At 69.1% G+C, this 21,153-nt stretch carries 17 protein-coding genes; 9 read left to right on the forward strand and 8 right to left on the reverse strand.

Annotated elements, in window-relative coordinates:
• Nucleotides 1-10: 10 nt before the first annotated feature.
• Together ACNQQL_RS10485 and ACNQQL_RS10490 are read right to left on the reverse strand one after the other, a co-directional pair.
• A complete protein-coding gene (locus ACNQQL_RS10485) occupies nucleotides 11-1,681 on the reverse strand; it encodes a bifunctional protein tyrosine phosphatase family protein/NAD(P)/FAD-dependent oxidoreductase (RefSeq protein ID WP_347064068.1) in 1,671 nt (556 codons plus the stop codon).
• Nucleotides 1,682-1,711: 30 nt separating this feature from the next.
• The gene (locus tag ACNQQL_RS10490) at nucleotides 1,712-2,596 is read right to left on the reverse strand and encodes an MBL fold metallo-hydrolase (RefSeq protein ID WP_347064069.1); all 885 of its coding nucleotides are present in this window, start codon (nucleotides 2,594-2,596) and stop codon (nucleotides 1,712-1,714) included.
• A 249-nt stretch (nucleotides 2,597-2,845) separates the two neighbouring features.
• Here ACNQQL_RS10490 and ACNQQL_RS10495 point away from each other — a divergent pair, with 249 nt between their 5' ends.
• The 4 genes from ACNQQL_RS10495 (at nucleotide 2,846) to ACNQQL_RS10510 (ending at nucleotide 5,857) form a co-directional block, all read left to right on the forward strand.
• The gene (locus ACNQQL_RS10495) at nucleotides 2,846-4,243 is read left to right on the forward strand and encodes a sigma-54 interaction domain-containing protein (RefSeq protein WP_347064070.1); all 1,398 of its coding nucleotides are present in this window, start codon (nucleotides 2,846-2,848) and stop codon (nucleotides 4,241-4,243) included.
• A gap of 135 nt (nucleotides 4,244-4,378) precedes the next feature.
• A complete protein-coding gene (locus tag ACNQQL_RS10500; protein WP_347064071.1) occupies nucleotides 4,379-4,942 on the forward strand; it encodes a DUF2975 domain-containing protein in 564 nt (187 codons plus the stop codon).
• Between the two features lie 8 nt (nucleotides 4,943-4,950).
• Complete coding sequence (locus tag ACNQQL_RS10505; RefSeq protein ID WP_006488139.1) at nucleotides 4,951-5,175, forward strand: helix-turn-helix domain-containing protein; 225 nt, start codon at nucleotides 4,951-4,953, stop codon at nucleotides 5,173-5,175.
• Entirely contained in the window at nucleotides 5,150-5,857 is a 708-nt protein-coding gene (locus ACNQQL_RS10510) for a hypothetical protein (protein WP_347064072.1), read from the forward strand. The genes ACNQQL_RS10505 and ACNQQL_RS10510 overlap by 26 nt, the downstream gene beginning before the upstream one ends.
• 150 nt (nucleotides 5,858-6,007) lie before the next feature.
• Here the strand turns inward: ACNQQL_RS10510 and ACNQQL_RS10515 are convergent, their stop codons facing one another.
• From ACNQQL_RS10515 to ACNQQL_RS10530, 4 genes are all read right to left on the reverse strand, one after another.
• On the reverse strand, nucleotides 6,008-7,036 hold the full coding sequence (locus ACNQQL_RS10515; RefSeq protein WP_347064073.1) for a MerR family transcriptional regulator: 1,029 nt from the start codon (nucleotides 7,034-7,036) through the stop codon (nucleotides 6,008-6,010).
• A gap of 121 nt (nucleotides 7,037-7,157) precedes the next feature.
• Nucleotides 7,158-8,705: an efflux transporter outer membrane subunit gene (locus tag ACNQQL_RS10520; protein ID WP_347064074.1), complete on the reverse strand. Its 1,548-nt coding sequence runs from the start codon at nucleotides 8,703-8,705 to the stop codon at nucleotides 7,158-7,160.
• Between the two features lie 2 nt (nucleotides 8,706-8,707).
• Nucleotides 8,708-11,857, reverse strand: a complete 3,150-nt coding sequence (locus ACNQQL_RS10525; protein ID WP_347064075.1) for an efflux RND transporter permease subunit — start codon at nucleotides 11,855-11,857, stop codon at nucleotides 8,708-8,710.
• Nucleotides 11,854-12,963, reverse strand: coding sequence for an efflux RND transporter periplasmic adaptor subunit (locus ACNQQL_RS10530; protein ID WP_347064076.1), 1,110 nt, complete (start codon nucleotides 12,961-12,963; stop codon nucleotides 11,854-11,856). Before ACNQQL_RS10530 ends, ACNQQL_RS10525 begins: the two co-directional genes overlap by 4 nt.
• Nucleotides 12,964-13,141: 178 nt before the next feature.
• On the opposite strand from ACNQQL_RS10530, the gene ACNQQL_RS10535 reads away from it, so the two are divergent.
• Nucleotides 13,142-13,762, forward strand: a complete 621-nt coding sequence (locus tag ACNQQL_RS10535; RefSeq protein WP_034181360.1) for a TetR/AcrR family transcriptional regulator — start codon at nucleotides 13,142-13,144, stop codon at nucleotides 13,760-13,762.
• Between the two features lie 96 nt (nucleotides 13,763-13,858).
• On the opposite strand, the gene ACNQQL_RS10540 is transcribed toward ACNQQL_RS10535, so the two are convergent.
• Entirely contained in the window at nucleotides 13,859-15,592 is a 1,734-nt protein-coding gene (locus ACNQQL_RS10540) for a ClcB-like voltage-gated chloride channel protein (protein WP_204426370.1), read from the reverse strand.
• Between the two features lie 103 nt (nucleotides 15,593-15,695).
• A complete protein-coding gene (locus ACNQQL_RS10545) occupies nucleotides 15,696-16,763 on the reverse strand; it encodes a YeiH family protein (protein WP_347064077.1) in 1,068 nt (355 codons plus the stop codon).
• Between the two features lie 111 nt (nucleotides 16,764-16,874).
• On the opposite strand from ACNQQL_RS10545, the gene ACNQQL_RS10550 reads away from it, so the two are divergent.
• The 4 genes from ACNQQL_RS10550 to ACNQQL_RS10565 all read left to right on the forward strand — a co-directional run bounded on the left by ACNQQL_RS10550 (nucleotide 16,875) and on the right by ACNQQL_RS10565 (nucleotide 21,153).
• The gene (locus ACNQQL_RS10550) at nucleotides 16,875-17,768 is read left to right on the forward strand and encodes a LysR family transcriptional regulator (RefSeq protein WP_347064078.1); all 894 of its coding nucleotides are present in this window, start codon (nucleotides 16,875-16,877) and stop codon (nucleotides 17,766-17,768) included.
• Nucleotides 17,769-17,928: 160 nt separating this feature from the next.
• Nucleotides 17,929-18,693: a sugar phosphate isomerase/epimerase gene (locus ACNQQL_RS10555; RefSeq protein WP_347064079.1), complete on the forward strand. Its 765-nt coding sequence runs from the start codon at nucleotides 17,929-17,931 to the stop codon at nucleotides 18,691-18,693.
• Between the two features lie 28 nt (nucleotides 18,694-18,721).
• Complete coding sequence (locus ACNQQL_RS10560) at nucleotides 18,722-19,714, forward strand: sugar kinase (protein WP_347064080.1); 993 nt, start codon at nucleotides 18,722-18,724, stop codon at nucleotides 19,712-19,714.
• A gap of 158 nt (nucleotides 19,715-19,872) precedes the next feature.
• Nucleotides 19,873-21,153, forward strand: a complete 1,281-nt coding sequence (locus ACNQQL_RS10565) for an MFS transporter (protein ID WP_034181366.1) — start codon at nucleotides 19,873-19,875, stop codon at nucleotides 21,151-21,153.

Here is a 21,153-nt window from a genome sequence, read left to right on the forward strand (position 1 = left end):
CGGGCTCCGCTCAACGTGCGATCGCGGGCTTCGCGAGCCATTCGCGGCCCTTGAGCATCGCCTTCCAGTAGAGCGGCGGCAGCACGCGTTCCTTGAGCAGCCACGCGAGCCGCGACGGGCGGCGGCCGTCGATCAGCCATGCGGGGAAGGTCGGCGCGACCTTGCCGCCGTACAGGAATTCGGCGAGCACGATCTTGCCGCGCTCGACGGTGAGCGGGCACGAGCCATAGCCGTCGTACGCGGCGTCGCCGTGCGCGCGGCCGAGCGATGCGAGCAGGTTGTGCGCGACGACGGGCGCCTGCTTGCGGGCGGCCGCGGCCGTCTTCGCATTGGTCGTGTTGGTGGCGTCGCCGAGCGCGTAGATGTCCGGAAAGTGCTTGTGCCGCAGCGTCGCCGGATCGACGTCGATCCAGCCGGCCGCGTCGGCGAGCGGGCTCGAACGCACGAAGTCGGGCGCCTTCTGCGGCGGCACGACGTGGATCATGTCGAACGAACGCACGACGGTTTCCTTGCCGCCGTCCGGCAGCGCACGCACGAACGTCGCGCGGCGCGCGGGCCCGTCGATCGCGACGAGGTTGTGGCCGAACGACAGCGCGATGTCGTAGCTTTTCACGTACTCCATCAGCGCGGGCACGTAGTCGGCGACGCCGAACAGCGCGCCGCCCGCATTCAGGAACTCGACGTTCGCGGCCTCGAGGCGCCCCGCGCGCCGCCAGTGGTCGCACGACAGGTACATCGCCTTCTGCGGCGCGCCCGCGCACTTGATCGGCATCGGCGGCTGCGTGAAGAGTGCGTTGCCGCCGCGGAACGTACGAACGAGCTCCCACGTGTACGGCGCGAGATCGTAGCGGTAGTTCGACGTGACGCCGTTGCGGCCGAGCGTGTCGGCGAGGCCTTCGATCGCGTGCCAGTCGAGCTTGAGCCCCGGACACACGACGAGCTTGCGGTAGCCGATGCGCCGGCAGCCGTCGAGCACGACCGTGTGCGCGTCGGGCTCGAAGCCGGCGACGGCAGCCTGGATCCGGTGCACGCCGCGCGGCAGCAAGTCGGTCATCCGGCGCGCGGTGGTCTCGGGCCGGAACACACCCGCGCCGACCATCGTCCAGCCCGGCTGGTAGTAATGGACGTCGGCCGGATCGATCACCGCGATGTCGAGCGACGCGTCGCGCGCGAGCAGGCTCGATGCGACCGCGATACCGGCCGCGCCCGCGCCGACGATCACGATGTCGTGCCGCGCATCGACGGCCGGCGCCGCCTGCCTGCCGCCTTGCGCGACGCGCGACGCGAGCGCGCGCAGGTCGTAACCGGCCGCGTCGGCCGTCGCGACGATGTCGTTCAGCGGGCGCAGGCCCGCTTGCGACAGCGCCCACAGCGTGGCCGAGCGCGTGCCGCTGCGGCAGTATGCGAGCACCGGGCCGTCGAGCGACGCGACGAGCGCGCCGAACTGCGCGGCCTGGTCGTCGGTCACCTTGCCCGTATCGACCGGCAGGTAATGCACGTCGATGCCGAGCGGCGCGGCGGCCGCGCGGATCTCGGTGACGGTCGGCTGGTCGGGGCCTTCGCCGTCGGGCCGGTTGCAGACGATCGCGCGGATGCCCGCCGCGTGCAGCGCGGGCAGGTCGGCCGCCGCGATCTGCGGCGAGACCGACAGCGCGTCGGTCAGCTTGCGGATGGTGGTCATGTCGGGGTTCTCGGTTGGGGGGGGCGGCGCTCAGATCGCGTCGAGCGGGATCTTCAGGTAGCGCACGCCATTGTTTTCGGGCTCCGGCAGATGGCCGGCGCGCATGTTGACCTGCACGGACGGCAGCATCAGCACCGGCATGTCGAGCGTCGCATCGCGCGCGGTGCGCATCGCGACGAAATCGTCCTCGGTCACGCCGTCTTTCACGTGCACGTTCGCGCGGCGCTGCTCGGCGACGGTCGTCACGAACTGCACGTCGCGGCCGCCCGGCTGGTAGTCGTGGCACAGGTACAGGCGCGTGTCGGGCGGCAGCGCGAGCACGCGGGAGATCGAGCGGTACAGCGTGCGCGCGTCGCCGCCGGGGAAGTCGCAGCGGGCCGTGCCGTAGTCGGGCATGAACAGCGTGTCGCCGACGAACGCCGCGCGCTGCGTCGCGTCGTCGACGCAGTAGGTCATGCACGCGGGCGTGTGGCCCGGCGTGTGCAGCGCGCGGATCGTCAGCGTGCCGAGCGCGAGCGTGTCGCCGTCGTCGACGAGCCGGTCGAACTGGCGGCCGTCCTCGGCGAAGCCGGGGCCCGCGTTGAACAGCGTGCCGAAGACGTGCTGCACGCGGCGCACGTGCGAACCGATCGCGATCCGGCCGCCAACCCGTGCCTTCAGGTACGGCGCGGCCGACAGGTGGTCGGCATGCACGTGCGTCTCCAGCAGCCAGTGTACGGTCGCGCCGAGTTCGGCGACGCGCGCGATCAGCCGGTCGGCGCTCGCGGTGCGCGTGCGGCCGGATTTCGGGTCGTAGTCGAGCACGCTGTCGATCAGCGCGCACGCGCGGCTCGCCGTATCGAGCAGGAGATAGCTGACGGTGTGGGTCGCCGGGTCGAAAAAGCCTTCGACCGACAGCGTGGTGGCGTTGCTCACGGGGTGTCCTCGATCGGGTTCTGCATTTGCAATCGGGATCTCTAACTCAAGAACCGTGCCAACCGGTACCGCGGCGTCGGCCGATGGGCCAGAGACTTGATTCGGCTCGGGTTTTCGGCGCGGCCATCGCGCTGCGCGGGCGTGGGCGCCAGCCGGTCGAACATGTTGACTGCCATATCTGGCAGTGTCGTGGCAGAATTGGCAGTCAGCCTGGCAGTCCGTCCGGCAGAACCGTCACCGAGCGTCCGCATGAATCCGCACGACACCATCCCGATCGTTCCCGCGCCGCGCCGCGATGTCACGCCCGACGTCCGCGCGCTCGTCGCCTATCTGGAGCAGGACCCGCAGCCGATGATCGTCGTCGATCCCGACTACCGCATCCTCGCGGCGAACGATGCGTACCGGCGCCAGTTCGGCGTGGCGGGCGTCGAGCACGTGGGTCGCCACTGCTTCCAGGTCTCGCATCACTACGACGTGCCGTGCGATCAGGCCGGCGAGCATTGCCCGATGAAGCAGGCGCTCGAATCTCGCGGGCTGAACCGCGTGCTGCACATCCACCACACGCCGCGCGGCCCCGAGCACGTCGACGTCGAACTGCGGCCCATCTTCGATGCGGACGGCAACGTGATCGCGTATGTCGAGCGGCTGACGACGGTACGCAGCGCGTCCGCGCAGCCGAGCGCGGAAGGGCTCGTCGGCGGCGCCGACGCGTTCAACGCGGCGCTCGGCGCACTGCAGCGCGTCGCGCCGTCGCTGTTGCCGGTGCTGTTGCTCGGCGAGTCGGGCACCGGCAAGGAACTGTTCGCCCGCGCGCTGCACGAGGCGAGCGATCGCGCGATGGGGCCGTTCGTCGTCGTCGATTGCTCGGGGATCGCCGAGACGCTGTTCGAGAGCGAACTGTTCGGCTATGAGAAGGGCGCGTTCACGGGCGCGAACCAGCGCAAGCCGGGCCTCGTCGAGACCGCGCAGGGCGGCACGCTGTTTCTCGACGAGATCGGCGACGTGCCGCTGCCGATGCAGGTGAAGCTGCTGCGGCTGATCGAGTCGGGCACGTTCCGGCGCGTCGGCGGCGTCGAGGCGCTGCGCGCGGATTTCCGGCTCGTCGCGGCCACGCACAAGCCGCTGCGCGAGATGATCGACGACGGCCGGTTCCGGCAGGACCTCTACTACCGGATCAGCGCGTTTCCGATTCCGCTGCCGGCGCTGCGCGAACGGCAGGGCGACGTCGCGTTGCTCGCCGAATCGATCCTGCGGCGGATCGCAAACGCGCGCGCGAGCGCGGGCGATGCGGGCGCGCGGCCGTTCGCGGCCCGGCCCTTCGTGCTGACCGAGCGCGCGCGTGCGTGCCTCGACGCGTATGCGTGGCCGGGCAACATCCGCGAACTGCGCAACGTGCTCGAACGCGCATGCCTGTTCGCGGACGACGGGACGATCCGGGTCGAGCATCTGCCGGCCGAGCTCGTGGCGGCATCGGCGGCGCAGCAGGATGGCGCGGGCGCGGCGGGCGCGCTGACGGATGCCGAACTGGTGCGGGTCGCCGGCGAATTCACCGGCACGCGCAAGGCGCTGGCCGAGCGCACGGGGATGAGCGAGCGCACGTTGTACCGGCGGTTGAAGGCGCTTGGGCTGGGCACGCGCGGCGGGTGAGCGGGTGTTCCGGCGTATCGATGACGAACATGCTCGGCGAGCATAAATTCATGTAATACGAAAAATAATTATCGTTTTGCGATAATTATCGACGTACAATCGATGCGTGTTCACCACCGTCGAAGAGGATGTCGCATGCATTCCGATCGTATTGCCCGCATCAGCCAGCGCATGGCTGCCGTTACGCTGTGGTTCATCGTCGCCATGCTGGTGCTCAACGCTGCTTGCTGGGCGTTTCCGTCGCTGAGCGCGGGCGACTCCGGGCCCGGTTTCGTATTCGGCCTCACGGACTCGGTAATGTCGAACCTGCACGTGGATGTCGCTGCTTTCCCGTGGTGGCAGAAGGCGGTCGGCATCCTGCTGTCGAGCGTGCCGCTCGTCGCGCTCGCGAACGGCCTGCGCCATCTGCGAGCGCTGTTCCGGACTTATGCGCGCCGTGACTATTTCTCCGCGCAGGCGGCAGGCCATCTCGGCAAGACGGGCCGTGCGATCGGCCTGTGGGTGCTGCTGAGCCTGTTGTGCGAACCGCTCCTGAGCGTGTGGGCGACGATGCGCGAGCCGGTCGGCCATCGCGTGGTCAGCATCGGCTTCAGCATGCCTTACGTCGTCGCGCTGTTTACGGCAGCCTGTATTGCGGTGATCGCGCACATTCTCCGGCAGGCGAGCGAACTCGACGCCGAACATCGGCAGTTCGTCTGAGGCGCGCCATGACGATCGTGGTCAAGCTCGACGTGATGCTCGCGACCCGCAAGGTCCGCTCGAAGGATCTCGCGGCGGCGGTCGGCATCACCGAGCAGAATCTGTCGTTGCTCAAGCAGGGGAAGGTCAAGGGCATCCGTTTCGCTACGCTTGAAGCCATCTGCCGCTATCTCGATTGCCAACCCGGCGACCTGCTCGCGTTCAGCGATGACGGCGGCGGCGAGCCGGATTGATGTGCCGCCACGGCGGACTGCCGACGCGGCGCGGCGTCGCCGGTCGGGGATCGTTGCAGTCGCCGCAGTGGTCGCTTTATCGGCCCACGTGCTCGGGTGGTTCGCGCTTCAGTGGATGCCGACGGCGGCCGGCTCGGCTGCAAAAAAGATCGACGAATCGGACAGGATCGCGCTGAGCGTCCGGTTGATTCCGGTTACGCCGGAGCATGCGCGCGCTACGAAGGCAGACGGGCGCACCGCGCCTGACGCACGCGTACCCGGTACGCGTGAATCGGCGCGCCGCTCCGGCGCTGCGGCGACGCCGCGCATCGTGACACGTTCGCTTTCCGAAATGCCGCGCGCGTCGGACACGCAAAGGGCGGCGCGCGCAACCCGCACGCCGGATCAGCGCGAAAGCCGGTCGGAGCGTGCGTCAATGCCCGAGCTCGACTGGGGGAGCGATCTGGCGACGATCGGCGCGCGGCGCGCGACGCCGCACAGTCCAGCGGCCGCGGCGGTCGGAGCGTTGGGCGCATCGTCCGGACCCCCGGCGTCACGCCGCAATTCGGTCGACGAAAAGCTGGCAGGCGGAATGTCGGGGGCGCGTCGCGCCGATTGCCGAAGCGCATATTCGGGCGCAGGCTTGCTTGCGCTGCCGATGCTCGCGCTGGATGCGGTTCGCGATACGGGCTGCAAGTGGTGAAGCGTGCGGCTCGAACCGTGGTGCGTGTGCGCGGGTTGCGCGGCGGTCTCGTTGCGCGATCGACCGTCGGCCGGACTGGCTGCCGGTTACCGTGACGGCCCGCCCGGGCGGCGCGCGAAACCGCCACGCACCCGCCCGGGCATCACGCGATCAGCGCGCCGGCACCAACTGCGCCATCGCCTCGCGGATGAAGCCGAGCAGCGTGTCGTCGACCCACGAGTCCTTCGTCAGCGCCGGCTCGTTCATCATCGCGTGACGGAATTTCGCGTGCGTGGCCGGATCGTGGCCCGCATAGCTGCAGAACAGGTCGAGCCAGCGCTGCGCGAGCGCGCGGCCTTCCGGCGAATCGGGCGTCGCGCCCGCGTCGATCGCGTCGCGCACGTCGGCCATCAGTTGCGGCCATTCCATCGCGCGTTCGCCGTAGTGCACGCGCATGAAGCGGATCTCGTCCGGCGCGAGATACTTCTCGAAGATCCGCATCTTCGTTTCGGCTGTCGCGCGCAGCACATAGTCGCGCAGCGCGGTCGAAATGCCGATCTTCGACTGCATCGCCGGTTCGCGCTCGTGCATCAGGTTCAACTTCGCCAGCAGCCGAGGGTCGTTGTTCGTGTCGCGCACGAGCAGCGCCATCCAGCGGCCGGCGAGCGCACGGGCGCGCTCGTCCTCGGGCGGCACGCCCGCGTCGTGCAGCGCGCGGACCTCGCCGACGAGCGCGATCCATTCCGCGTCGCCCGCCTGGCTCTTTCGGTACATCGGCATGCGCGCGAGTTCTTCCTCGGAAAAATATTTGTCGTACACGGTCATCAACTCCAGTGTGGTGAGCCAATCGGTCAGCTCCGGCTCCGTTCCGGCGGCGAGCTGCGCGTGCAGGCTCACGAGCCGCTCGCGCAGCTGCGCGGTTTGCGCGAGCTGACGGTCGAGCAGCGCGATCTGCTTCGCGACGAGATCGACGAGCGGGGTGCCGGGCTGGTTCAGGTAGTCGCCGATTTCGGTGAGCGACAGTCCGAAGCGACGCAGCGCCTGGATCTGGTGGAGCCGGGCGATGTCGTGGCGGTCGTACAGCCGGTAGCCGTTGTCGGCACGTGCCGAAGGCGTCAGCAGGCCGATCGCGTGATAGTGATGAAGCGTGCGGACGGTCAGCCCGCTGCGTTTCGCCAGTTCTCCCACTTTCAGCTGCATTCGTTCCTCCGTTCGGTACGCACACTGGAGTCTCGAACGTTACGCTACGTGAGGGTCAAGCGGAAGATCGGAAATCGGGCGCGCGACGGGTTGACCGCGCGCGCCCGATCGAAGGGCCGGCTTATTGCGGCGAAGGCGCGGTGTCGGGCTCGGCGGTGCGCGCTTCCTTGCCGGTTGCGTCGTCGCCGGCCGCCTTGCCGGCCTTGTCGGCCGGCGGCGTGCCCATCGCCTGATAGAGTCGCGCGGTATCCGCGAACCGCGCGCCGGTCGCGCGGATCTCGTCGAGCCGCGCGTTGCGGTACTGCAGTTCGCTGGCGCGCGCGGCCGACGGCGGCAGCGCGCCGAGCCGCACGCGGGCGGCTGCGTCGTCGTATGCGCCGCGTGCGGACAGCGCGGCGCGGGACGACGCGTCGAGCGCCTGGGCATCGTGTTCGAGCGCCGCGAGCGAATCGGCGACGTTCTGGAACGCGCCGAGCACGGCCTGCTTGTACTGGTCGACCGCGGCCTCGTAGGTGGCCTTCGCCGCGCGGCGCTGCGCGAGCAGCGCGCCGCCGTGGAAGATCGGCTGGCTCAGCGACGCGCCGACGTTCCAGATCGCGCCGGCGCCCGACAGCATGGCCGGCCAGCTGAAGCCGCCTTTGCCCATCGCCGCCGACAGCGAAAGTTGCGGGAACAACTGTGCGGTCGCGACGCCCACTTCGGCAGCGGCCGCCTTCAGCCCCGCGTCGGCCGCCTGGATGTCCGGGCGGCTTTGCAGCAGGTCCGACGGCACGACGACGGGCACCTGTTCGGGCAGGTGCAGATCGGCGAGCGTGAGATCGGCCGGCGGCCGGTCGGGCGTGCGGCCGACCAGCACCGCGAGCGCATGGCGCGCCGAGTCGCGCTGCTGGCGCAGCGCGGGAAGGCTTGCCGCGAACGTGTCGGCGCTTTGCCGCGCGTTCAGCGCGTCGCTGCGCGACGCCGAGCCGAGCGCGTAGCGGCGTTCGGCGTCGTGCGCCTGGTCGTTCGCGAGCGCGACGAGCCGCTCGGTCGTGTCGATCTGCGCGTTGAGCACCGAGACCGTGATCGACGCGGTGACGATGTTCGCGGCCAGCGCGCGCCGCGCGGATTCGAGCTGGAACGCACTGACATCGACGCGTTTCGCGAGCGCGCGGTTCGCGAAGCGGGAGGCGCCGAACAGGTCGACCGTGTAGCTCGCCTGCAGTTGCCCGACGAACGTGTCGTACAGCAAGGTCGGTGCGCCGAGTGCCGGAATCGGCACGCCGAGCGCACGCTGGCGCGTGGCCTGGCCGACCGCGTCGATCGACGGCAGCATCGAGCTGCCGATCTGCCCGCGCAACTGCTCGCGCGCGGCATCCAGCGAATGCGACGCCGCGCCGAGCGTCGGGCTGTTGCGCAGCCCTTCGTCGACGAGCGCGTTCAGCGCATCGGAACGGTACTGCTTCCACCAGACGGGCACCGGTTGCGCGCCGACTTCGAACTGCTGCGCGACGCCTTGCGCGGACACGGTCTGCTGGACTTGCGGCACCGCGCCGTAATGCGCGGGCGACGGCATCGCGGGTGGCTCGCCGCTCGGCGCGAACCACGCGCAGCCGGCCAGGGGCCCGGCGAGGCTCGCGGCCGCGAGTGCGCGCACGGCTTGGGTTTTCAGGTTCATCGACACATCCATGGTCAGGCTCCCGACGGCGCGGACGGCGTGCTGCCGTCATGCGGCGGGCCGTCCTGCGGGTCGCGTTCGTCGCGCTTCACGCGGAACCACGTCGCGTACAGCGCAGGCAGGTAGAACAGCGTCAGCACGGTCGCGCTCGTGATGCCGCCCATCAGCGCGGTCGCCATCGGCCCGAAGAAGTTCGAGCGCAGCAGCGGGATCAGCGCGAGCACGGCGGCCGCGGCCGTCAGCGTGATCGGGCGGAAGCGCCGCACCGTCGCGCCGATGATCGCGTCGACGCGGCCGTGGCCGACCGCGATGTCCTGCTCGATCTGGTCGACCAGGATCACCGAGTTGCGCATGATGATCCCGAACATCGCGATCACGCCGAGCATCGCGACGAAGCCGAATGGCTGCCCGAACAGCAGCAGCGTAGCGACCACGCCGATCAGCCCGAGCGGCGCGGTCAGCACGACCATCAGCACGCGCGAGAAGCTCTGCAGCTGGATCATCAGCAGCGTGAACACGGCGATCGCCATCAGCGGCATCTGCGCGTTGATCGAGTTCTGCGCCTTCGCGCTTTCCTCGACCGAGCCGCCGATGTTGATCTGATAGCCGACCGGCAACTGCGCGCGCAGCGCGTTCAGCTTCGCGTCGACCGCATGCGTGACGTCGATGCCCTGTGCGCCGGCGCGCACGTCCGACTGCACGGTGATGGTCGGCTGGCGGTCGCGTTCCCACACGACGCCGTATTCGAGCGTCGGCTCGAAGCGGCCGAGCGAGCCGAGCGGCACCGGGCCGTTCGGCGTCGGCAGCGCGAGGCCCGCGAGCTTGGCCGGATCGACGCGGTCGGCCTGCGGTGCGCGCAGGTCGACCGCGATCAGCTTGTCGCGCTCGCGGTACTGCGTGACGGTCGTGCCGGACAGCGTCATCGCGAGGAAGCTCGACACGTCCTGCGACGTGACGTTCAGCTCGCGCGCCTTCTTCTGGTCGATCTCGAAGCGCACCGAGCGCTCTGCCGGCTCGTCCCAGTCGAACTGCACGTTGACCGTGCGCGCATCGCCGCGCATCGTCGCCGCGACCTTCTCGGCGATCGAGCGGACCGTCGCGATGCTGTCGCCGCTCACGCGGAACTGCACCGGATAGCCGACCGGCGGGCCGTTCTCGAGCCGCGACAGCCGCCAGCGCACGGCCGGGAACCGGTCGCGCAACGTGGTTTCGAGCCAGGTCGCGAGCTTTTCGCGATCCTCGACCGATTTCGCGGTGATCACGAACTGCGCGAAGTTCGGCAGTTGCAGCTGCTGGTCGAGCGGCAGGTAGAAGCGCGGCGCGCCGCTGCCGACGAAGTTCACCGAATGATCGATCTCGGGGCGCTTGTCGATCGCCTTCTCGAGGCGTTCGGTTTCGCGCAGCGTCGCCGCGAACGACGCGCCCTCGGGCAGCCGCAGGTCGACCAGCAGCTCGGGCCGGTCCGAACTCGGGAAGAACTGCTGCGGCACCAGCGAGAAACCCATCAGCGACACGACGAACAGGGCGCCCGTGATCAGCAGCACGACGAAGCGCCGCTCGATGCACCAGTCGACCCAGCCGCGCAGCCGCCGGTAGAAGCGCGTGTCGTAGATGTCGTGCTCGTGGTCGTCGGGCAGGTGCGCCTCGTGCGCCTGCCGCTTGCGCTCGGGCAGCATGTGGTAGCCGAGCAGCGGGATCAGCACGACGGCCGCGAACCACGACGCGATCAGCGCGATCGCCGACACCTCGAAGATCGAGCGCGTGTATTCGCCGGTGCTCGATTTCGCGAGTGCGATCGGCAGGAAGCCCGACACCGTGACGAGCGTGCCCGTCAGCATCGGGAACGCGGTGCTGGTGTACGCGAACGCGGCGGCGCGCGCGCGGCTGTAGCCCTGTTCGAGCTTCACGGCCATCATCTCGACCGCGATGATCGCGTCGTCGACGAGCAGCCCGAGCGCGAGCACGAGCGTGCCGAGCGACACCTTGTGCAGCCCGATGTCGAACAGGTACATGAACAGGGCAGTGACCGCGAGCACGACCGGAATCGAGATCACGACGACCATCCCGGTGCGCAGGCCGAGCGACACGAGGCTCACGACCAGCACGATCGCGACGGCTTCGGCGACCGCCTCGAGGAAGTCGTCGACCGAATGCGCGACCGCGTGCGGCATGCTCGACACCTCGACCAGCTTGAGGCCGGCCGGCAACCGCGCCTGCAGGTCCTTCGATTCGGCGTCGAGCGCCTTGCCGAGCCGGATCACGTCGCCGCCCGGCTGCATCGTCACGCCGATGCCGAGCACCGCCTTGCCGGCCGCGCGCATCTGCGTGACGACCGGATCGTCGTAGCCTCGCTTGATCGTCGCGAGATCGCCGAGCCGGAACGTGCGGCCGTTGATGCGGATCAGCGTATCGGCGATCGCGTCGACGTTGTCGAACTGGCCGCTCGGCCGCACGAACACGCGATCGTCGGCGGTCGTCAGCACGCCGGCCGACGAGATGTCGTTCTGCGCGTTGATCGCCTGCCCGAGCTGCTGCGGCGAGATGCCGAGGCGCGTGAGCTGCGCGTTGTTCACCTCGATGAAGATCCGCTGGTCGGGGTCGCCGAAATAGTCGACCTTGCCGACGCCCGGCACGCGCAGCAGCACGGTGCGCAGCTGGTCCGCGTAGTCGTGCAGCTGCGCGGGCGAGAAGCCGTCGCCTTCGAGCGTCCAGATGTTGGTGTAGACGTCGCCGAATTCGTCGTTGAAGAACGGGCCCTGCACGCCGGGCGGCAGCGTATAGCCGATGTCGCCGACCTTCTTGCGGATCTGGTACCAGGTCTCGGGCACGTCCTTCACGGGCGCCGAATCCTTCATCGTGAAGAAGATCAGCGATTCGCCGGGGCGCGAATAGCTGCGCAGGAAATCGATGGCCGGCGTTTCCTGCAGCTTGCGGCCGATCCGGTCGGTCACCTGTTCCTGCACCTGCCGCGCGCTCGCGCCGGGCCAGAACGTGCGGATCACCATCACGCGGAACGTGAACGGCGGGTCTTCGGACTGCGCGAGCCGCGTGTACGCGAGGATGCCCGCGAGCGTCGCGAGCGCGATCAGGTAGACGACGAGCGCCTGATGGCGCAGTGCCCACGCCGACAGGTTGAACCGGCCTTCTTCGCGGGGGGCGCTCACGATGCGAAGTCCTCCGGATGCAGCGGCGCGATCGGGCGCACCTTCTCGCCCGCGCTGACCGTATGCACACCCTGCAGCACGACGCGCTCGCCCGGCTGCAGCCCGTGCGACACGGTGACGGTGCGCTCGTTGAAGCGCGCGACGTCGACGCGGCGCAATTCGAGCGTGTCGTCCTTCGTGCGCACGACCCACACGGCCGGCTGCGCGCCGTCGTGGAACAGCGCGGTCGCGGGCAGCGTGATCGGCTGCGCGTCGCCGGCGACCGGCGTGCCGGCGAATGCGACGTTCGCGGTCATTCCGAGGCGGATCGCCGGATCGGGCGCGGCGAGCGTGAGCTTCACGCGATACGTGCGGCTTTGCGGATCGGCGGCCGGCGCGACTTCGCGTACCTTCGCCGCGAACTGGCGGTCCGGCAGCGACGGCAGCATGACGGTCGCCGCATGGCCGGGTGCGAGCGACGCGAGCGCGGCTTCGGGCACGTCGCTGACGACGTCCACGTCGCCGGACCACGCGAGCTGGTAGACGGCCTGGCCGGCCGACACGTTCTGGCCGGTGTCGGCCTGTTCGGCGGTGATGTAGCCGGCATGATCGGCGACGAGCGTCGCGTAGCGGAGCTGGTTCTTCGCGAGCGCGAGCTGCTGCTGTGCCTGGTCGCGCTGCGCGAGCGCCGACGTGTAGCTGTTCTGGGTCTGCTCGAGCTGCGCGGTCGCGATCAGGTTTTCGTGCGCCTGCGCGCGGTCGCGGTCGAGCTGCTGCTTCGCGAACGCGAGGGTGTGCGTCGCGGCATCGAGCTGCGCCTGCGCGCTCGCGGCGTTTTTCTCGACGTCGGACGGATCGAGCAGCGCGACGACCTGGCCGACCTTGACCGTATCGCCGAGCCGCACCTTGCGCTCGACGATCTTGCCGGCGATGCGGAACGACAGCGGCGTCGCGTAGCGCGGCTGGATTTCGCCGGGCAGCGTGCGCGCGGCCGCGACGGCATCGGCATGCGCGGGCAGCGCGACGACGGGGCGCGGCGCGGGCGGCGCGGATTCTTTCGGATGACAGGCGGCGACGAAGAGCGCGACGCCGATCAGCAGCGCGGCGCGGGAACCGGAGCGATTCACGAAACCCCCAGGGGAGATGGAGCGGAACGAAGCCGGCAAGCGCGACGGGCGCTTGCCCCAAGCGGCGCCGACAGCGGCGCGCGGACAACAATTTCAGAAACTGTGGCGGATTCTAATACACACCTGTATCTGAGTGCAAAGATGAATCCGAAAGGGGAATGGTGCTAGACTGCGCGCCATGAAACCACAGCGCTTAACTCGCGAGCAGAGCAGGGACCAGACGCGCGAACGTCTGCTGAAAGCCGCGCATCGCATTTTTCTGAAGAAAGGCTATGTGGCTGCGAGCGTCGAGGACATCGCGGCCGCGGCCGGCTATACGCGCGGTGCGTTCTACTCGAATTTCCGCAGCAAGTCGGACCTGCTGCTGGAATTGCTGGAGCGCAACCATGAGGCGGTGCGGGCCGATTTCGAGGCGATCTTCGACGAGGGCGGGACGCGCGAACAGATGGAGTCGATGACGCTCGCGCATTACCGGACGCTGTTCCGCGACGACGAATTCTCGCTGCTGTGGGGCGAGGCGAAGCTGCAGGCCGCGCGCGACGCGAAATTCCGCGTGCGCTTCAACCAGTTCCTGCATGGCAAGCGGCTGCAGATGGCCGAATTCATCCAGCGCTTCGCCGAGCGCTCGGGCACGCCGCTGCTGCTGCCGGCCGAGACGCTCGCGTTCGGGCTGATGTGCCTGTGCGACGGCGTGCAGTCGTACTACACGGCCGATCCGCAGCACGTGCCGGCCGACGTGGCCGAATCGGTGCTCGCGGGGTTCTTCGCGCGGGTCGTGCTGGGGCGCGCGCCGGACTGACCGAGGAAGCGGGTTCGCGGGCGCCGTGTTCGTCCGCGGCAGGCCGGATGCGATGAAGCGGTGCGGCGCGGTGAGGCCCGAGCCGCATCGTGCACGTCAGCGCTCGCCGGTCATCCGCCGGTACGCGTCGAGCAGCGACGTCTTGTAGACGACGCCCGCGAGCGTCGGCTCGGCTTCGCTTTCGATCACCGGCAGCCGTTCGCCCTGGAACGCCATGAAGCGTTCGAGCGCCGTCGCGAGCGGCATGTCGGGCGTGAGGAGCGGAAACGGCGTATGCGCGTAATGCGCGGCCGTCTTGTCGGACGTGTCGCGCTTGTCGAGCAGGTCGGACGTGATGTCCTTCAGCGCGACCGCGCCGCGGAAGCGCCCGGCGTCGTCGGTCACGTACAGATACTTCACCGGATATTCGAGAAACACGCGCGTCATGTCGGCGACGCTCGCGGTGAGCGGCACGACCGTCTGCGCGGGCTGGATCAGCTCGCGCATCTGCGTGGTGCGCAGCCGCAGCCGTTCCTGCGCGTCCTGGTAGTGGTGCAGCGTGATCTCGTACATCGACGTCGTGCCCGTCGCGCGTGCGACGAAATACGCGAACACGCACGACACCAGCAGCGGCAGCACGACCTGATAGCTCAGCGTCATCTCGAAGATCATCAGGATCGCCATCAGCGGCGCCTGCGTGGCGCCCGCCATGAACGCGCCCATCCCGACGATCGCATACGCGAAATACGCCGACGTATGGCCGGGCCACAGCGCTTGCATCGCGAGCCCGAACAGCGAGCCGAACACCGCGCCGACGAACAGCGTCGGCGTGAAGACGCCGCCGATCGCGCCCGAGCCGGCGGTCGCGGCGGTCGCGATCACCTTGAACACGAGTACCGCGACGAGCGCCTGCCAGGTCCACGGCGAATGAAGGATGTGGTTCACGACGCTGTAGCCGTTGCCCCATACGTCCGGAATCCACACCGAGATCACGCCGACGACGAGGCCGCCGAGCGCGAGCCGCAGGGGCAGCGGCACGGGCAGCCGCTTGAACTGGTTCTTCGACGCGTCGAGCAGGTGCAGGAACTGCGGCGCGAGCACGCCGCACAGCGCGCCGAGCACGACGAACAGCAGCACCTCGGCGCCCGTGACGGCCGGAAACACCGGCATTTCGTACGGCGGCCGATAGCCGGCGAATTCGCGCATCACGATGTTCGCGACGACCGACGCGACGACCATCGGCCCGAAGCTCTCCATCGCGATCGTGCCGAGCACGATCTCCGACACGAAGAACGCGCCGGCGATCGGCGCGTTGTACGCGGACGTGATGCCGGCCGCTGCCCCGCACGCGACCAGCAGGCGCAGGCGCGGCGGGTCGAAGTGCACGAAGCGGCCGACGAGCGACGCGGCAAGCGCCGCGAGCTGCACCATCGGGCCTTCGCGGCCGATCGAGCCGCCGCTGCCGATCGTCAACAGCGACGACACGCTGCGCCACAGGCTCTGCCGCACGGGCACGATGCCGTTGCCGAGCGCGACGGATTCCATGTAGTCGGTCTTGCCGGACGGCTTGTCGCCGCGTGTCGCGAGCAGCAGCACGCAGCCGGCGAGGAAGCCGCCCGCGGCCGGCATCCAGAACCGCACGTACCACGGCAGGCTCTTCGCCATCTGCACGAAGCTGCCGCTGTGCCCGGAGATCAGGCGCTGCATCAGGTCGATGCCTTCGCGGAACGCCATGGTGGCGAAGGCGCCGCCGACGCCGACGATGGCCGACCAGATCAGCATCGTATGGGCGTCCGACAGGCGGAACAGCGTTTCGGCGCGAGTGCGCAGCTTCAGCAGGAACGAGAGCACGGCTGAAAGGGGGCGATGGAAAACGACGCGAAGCATAGCACCGCGCCGCGCCCGCGGGACCATCCCGTCGGGCGCGGCGCGCGAAGTGTTGCGGACGGGCGGCTCAGCCAAGCCAGTGCTGCACGGCCCAGGTGATCCCGTAGCCGCCGGCGATCAGCCACACGTACAGGATCAGGCCGGTTACCAGTGCACGGGGGCCGGCTGCGCGGATCTGCGATACGCGCGTCTCGATGCCGAGCGCAGTCATCGCCATCGTCAGCGCGAAGGTGTCGAGCACGTTCAGCGTATGCGTGACGTCGGTGGGCAGCACGTTCAGCGAATTGACGATCACGAAGCCGAGGAAGCCGAGCGCGAACCAGGGCACGGCCACCTTGCGCTTGCCTTGCGCACCGCCGGCCGTCGCGCGGGCCGAGCGGGCGAGCCACCAGCCGAGCACGAGCAGCACCGGGACCAGCAGCATCACGCGCGTCATCTTGACGATCGTGGCGATGTGCGCGACCTGCGGGCAGATGTCGCTGGCTGCGCCGACCACCTGCGCGACCTCGTGGATCGTGCCGCCGAAGAACAGGCCGAGGCCGGCCGGATCGAGGTTCAGCAGCCCGGCGTGATACGCGATCGGGTACAGGAACATCGACAGCGTGCCGAACAGCACGACGCTGCCCACGGCCATCGCGCTCTGGTGCGGCTTCGACTGCAGCGTCGACTCGAACGCGAGCACGGCGGCCGCGCCGCAGATCGCGCTGCCGGCGGCGGTCAGCAGCGCCGCGTCGCGGTCGAGCTTCATCAGCTTCATGCCGGCCCAGGTGCCGATCACGAGCGTGCTGACGACGACCAGCACCGAGACCGTCAGGCCCGGCAGGCCGACCTGCGCGATTTCCTGCAGGCTCACGCGCAACCCGAAGAACGCGACCGCGATGCGCAGCAGCTTGCGCGCGGAGAAATTGACGCCGGCTGCCCAGCTGGCCGGCATGCCGTCGCGCAGCGCATTGCCGTACAGCGCGCCGGCGACGATGCCGACGATCAGCGGCGACAGGCCGAGCCCCGCGATCGCGGGGAGCTCGGACAGGCTCGTGACGGCGGCGGCGAACAGCGCGACGAACAGCACGCCGTTCAACTGGCCGCGCATCGACGGCGCGGCGTGGCTGAGATGGGGAGTCGGGGCAGTGGACATGGAGCACCGTAATTGAGCGTGTTGCGATGCTGTAATCCTAATTTTGTTATATCGATATGAAAAATTGTGATTTGTGACGTAAACTATCCGGAAAGCCGATAATTAATCCCCATGACCCCGGATCAACTGATAACGTTCGCGGCCGTCGCCGAGCACCTGAACATCAGCCGTGCCGCCGTGGCGCTGCATCTGTCGCAGCCGGCCGTGTCGGGCCAGTTGCGGCTGCTGCAGGACGAATTCGGCGAGCCGCTGTACCAGCGCGACGGCCGCGGCATCCGGCTGACGCCGATCGGCGAACAGCTCGCGCAATACGCGAAGGCGCAGCGCGACACGTTCGCGCAGGCGCGCGCGTTTCGCGACGCGGTGCGCGGCCTCGAGGCCGGCACGCTGCGGATCGGCGCGAGCACGACGCCGGCGAGCTATCTGCTGCCGTACCTGATCGCGGCGTTCCAGCCGCGTGCGCCGCGCGTGACGATCCAGACGATGAGCGGCAATACGGCCGACGTGGTCGCGGCGCTGCCGTCGCTCGACATCGCGATGATCGAAGGGCCGCCCGGCGAGGCGCTGCCGCCCGGCACGGCCGTGCATGCGTGGCACGAGGACGAGATCGTCGCGATCGTGCCGGCCGGCCATCCGCTGGCCGAGCCCGGCTACGATGCGGGCGTGACGCTTGACGCGCTCGCCGCGCATCCGCTCGTGCTGCGCGAGGAGGGCTCCGGCGTGCGGCAGCTCGTCGAGCGTGCGTTCGCGCATGGCGGCGCGCCGATGCGCGTGGCGTTCGAGATCGCGGGCGTCGAGGCGGTGAAGGAGGCCGTGCGTGCCGGGATGGGCGTCGGGTTCGTGTCCGCGATGTCGCTGCGTCATCAGGATGCGGCGCTCGTGCTGCGTTCGCTGGCGCCCGCGCCGCTCACGCGTCATTTCTCCATCCTCGTGCCGCATGGCGGCGCGCCGTCGCGGGTTGCCTCGCAGTTCCTCGAAATGAGTCTCGCGCAGGATCTCGCATAGGCGGCCGAAGCCGATCCGGGGCCACACGCTGCACGCCGTCGGGCGCGCGTTAACGTGGCATCCGGTCTTAGGGATTTCCTCTATGGCGTGCGTCCGACGCGAAGCGCACCATCCGTCTCAAGCAAATGGAACCGGTTCCATTCCGGTAAAAAAGGGCAAAATGGCAGACATCGTGATCGTGGCGAGCGCATTCGGGATGGACCGCGTGCGCCAGGAGGGCCACGGCGCATTCGTCGCGACCGCGGCGGCATCCGGTGCGACCGGCTTCGAGGTGAGGCGCGAGCTGTTCGCGTCGGTCGACGACGCGACGCCCGGCGCGCTGGCCGCGCTCGGCGCGCAACTGGCCGGCCACGGGCTGTGGTCGGTCTATTCGACGCCGGCCACGCTGTACACGGAAACGGGCGCGCTCGACGCCGACGCGTTGCGCGACGCGCTCGCGGAGGCCGACGCGCTCGGCGCGCGTTTCGTGAAATTCCAGCTCGGCGGCTTCGCCGGCGACGCGCATGCGGCCGACATCGTCGCGCTGTCGCGCGGCGCGCGTGCCCGTGTGGTGGTCGAGAACGGCCAGCTTCCGGTCGGCGGCGCGCTCGTGCAGTTCCGCGGGCTGTTCGATGCGCTGGCCGCGGCGGGCATGCCCGATGCGCTCGGGATGACGTTCGACATCGGCAACTGGCAGTGGCCGGGCGAAGCGCCGCTCGACTGCGCGCAGATGCTCGCGCCGCATGTGGAATACATTCATTGCAAGGCGGTCGCCGGCGAGGGCGCGCGCCGTTTCGCGGCCGCGCCGGCGCCGAACGACCCGCTCGTGACCGGCGTGCTCGCGGCGCTGCCGCTGCATGCGCCGCGCGGCATCGAGTTTCCGTTCGACGCGGCCGACCTGGCGGGCGATGCACGCCGGCGCGTCGCGTGGCTTGCAACGGCGTGACGGCAGAAGAATCCTGAGGAGTTCACTCATGAAAGCAGCACTCGATGTCGTGACCTACGGCGAGGCGATGGCGATGTTCGTCGCGACCGAGCCCGGCCATCTCGCGCATGCGGCGCAATTCACGAAGCGGATCGCGGGCGCCGACCTGAACGTCGCGATCGGCCTGTCGCGGCTCGGCTTCCGGGTCGGCTGGATGAGCCGCATCGGCCGCGATTCGTTCGGCGGCTACGTGCTCGACACACTCGCACGCGAAGGCATCGACGCATCATGCGTGACCGTCGATCCGCGTTACCCGACCGGTTTCCAGCTGAAGTCGCGCAACGACGACGGCAGCGACCCGACCGTCGAATATTTCCGCAAGGGCTCGGCCGCAAGCCACCTGTCGTGCGACGACTACGTGGCCGACTATGTGCTCGGTGCGCGCCACCTGCATCTGACGGGTGTCGCGCCGGCGATCTCCGCGACGTCGTGCGAGCTCGCGTTCCGGCTCGCGCGCGAGATGCGCGCGGCCGGCAAGACGATCTCGTTCGACCCGAACCTGCGCCCGACGCTGTGGCCGTCCGCCGACGTGATGGCGAAGACGCTGAATGCGCTCGCGACGCTCGCCGACTGGGTGCTGCCGGGCCTCGCCGAAGGGCGGCAGCTCACCGGGCGCGACACGCCGGCCGACATCGCGGGCTTCTATCTCGCGCAGGGCGCGCGCGGCGTCGTGATCAAGCTCGGCGAGCAGGGCGCGTACTTCCGGACGGCCGACGGCCGCGAAGGCACGGTCGCGGGCGAGCGCGTCGAACGCGTCGTCGACACGGTCGGCGCCGGCGACGGCTTCGCGGTCGGTGTGGTCAGCGCGCTGCTGGAAGGCCGCAGCGTCGAACAGGCCGTCGCGCGCGGCAACCGGATCGGCGCGCTCGCGATCCAGGTGATTGGCGATTCGGAAGGCTTGCCGACGCGCGAAGCACTCGACCGGCTCGAAAATGTCAGCAATCGCGCCGATCGCTTAGAGGAAACCGTCACCGCGCAATGAGAGGCCGAACACGGCACAATCCGCGGATCCATTTCGTGCGTCAAGCACCGCTTTGCGTGAGACCGGACGGCAAAGCAGGCGACCGGAGCGGTGCTGACGCACCGGTTCCGGCCGCGAAGCGCTGAGGCGTCAGCCCGGTCAACAAAGGAGACATTCTGATGGCAACCAATCTCGCAGCCCGACGCTGGTGGACGATCATGCCGATCGTGTTCATCACGTACAGCCTCGCCTACCTCGACCGCGCGAACTACGGGTTCGCGGCGGCGGCCGGCATCAACCAGGATCTCGGGATCGGCAAGGGCCTGTCGTCGCTGATCGGCGCGCTGTTCTTCCTCGGCTATTTCTTCTTCCAGATCCCCGGTGCGATCTATGCGGAACGCCGCAGCGTGAAGAAGCTCGTGTTCGTCAGCCTCGTGCTGTGGGGCGCTTGCGCGGCGCTCACCGGCGTGGTCAGCAACATCCCGTCGCTGATGGCGATCCGCTTCGTGCTCGGCGTCGTCGAGGCGGCCGTGATGCCGGCGATGCTGATCTACATCAGCAACTGGTTCACGAAGAGCGAGCGCTCGCGCGCGAACACGTTCCTGATCCTCGGCAACCCGGTCACCGTGTTGTGGATGTCGATCGTGTCGGGTTATCTCGTGCACGAATTCGGCTGGCGCCACATGTTCATCGCCGAAGGCGTACCGGCCATCCTCTGGGCCGTGTGCTGGTGGTTCCTCGTGCAGGACAAGCCGGCCGATTCGCCGTGGCTCACCGCGCAGGAAAAGCGCGACCTCGACGCCGCACTCGCAGCTGAGCAGGCAGCGATCAAACCCGTGCGCAATTATGGCGAGGCGTTCCGCTCGCCGGCCGTGATCAAGCTGTGCGCACAGTATTTCTGCTGGAGCATCGGCGTGTACGGCTTCGTGCTGTGGCTGCCGTCGATCGTCAAGAACGGCTCCGACCTCGGGATGGTCGCGACCGGCTGGCTGTCCGCGCTGCCGTATCTCGCGGCGACGATCGCGATGCTCGCTGCATCGTGGGCGTCCGACAAGGTCGGCTCGCGCCGCGGCTTCGTATGGCCGTTCCTGCTGATCGGCGCGGCCGCGTTCGCCGCGTCGTACGCGCTCGGCTCGTCGCATTTCTGGATCTCGTATGCGCTGCTGGTCGTCGCGGGCGCCGCGATGTACGCGCCGTACGGCCCGTTCTTCGCGATCGTGCCGGAGCTGCTGCCGAAGAACGTCGCCGGCGGCGCGATGGCGCTGATCAACAGCATGGGCGCGCTCGGTTCGTTCGTCGGCTCGTACTTCGTCGGCTACCTGAACGGGGCGACCGGATCGCCCGTCGCGTCGTACGCGTTCATGAGCGCCGCGCTCGTCGCCGCGGTGATCCTCACGCTGTCCGTCAAACCCCAGGCGCGCGATGCGCATCCGCTCGCCGCGCCGCTGCAAGGAAAATGA

The organism is Burkholderia sp. LFS061 (assembly GCF_047978125.1).
Lineage (GTDB): Bacteria > Pseudomonadota > Gammaproteobacteria > Burkholderiales > Burkholderiaceae > Burkholderia > Burkholderia pyrrocinia_C.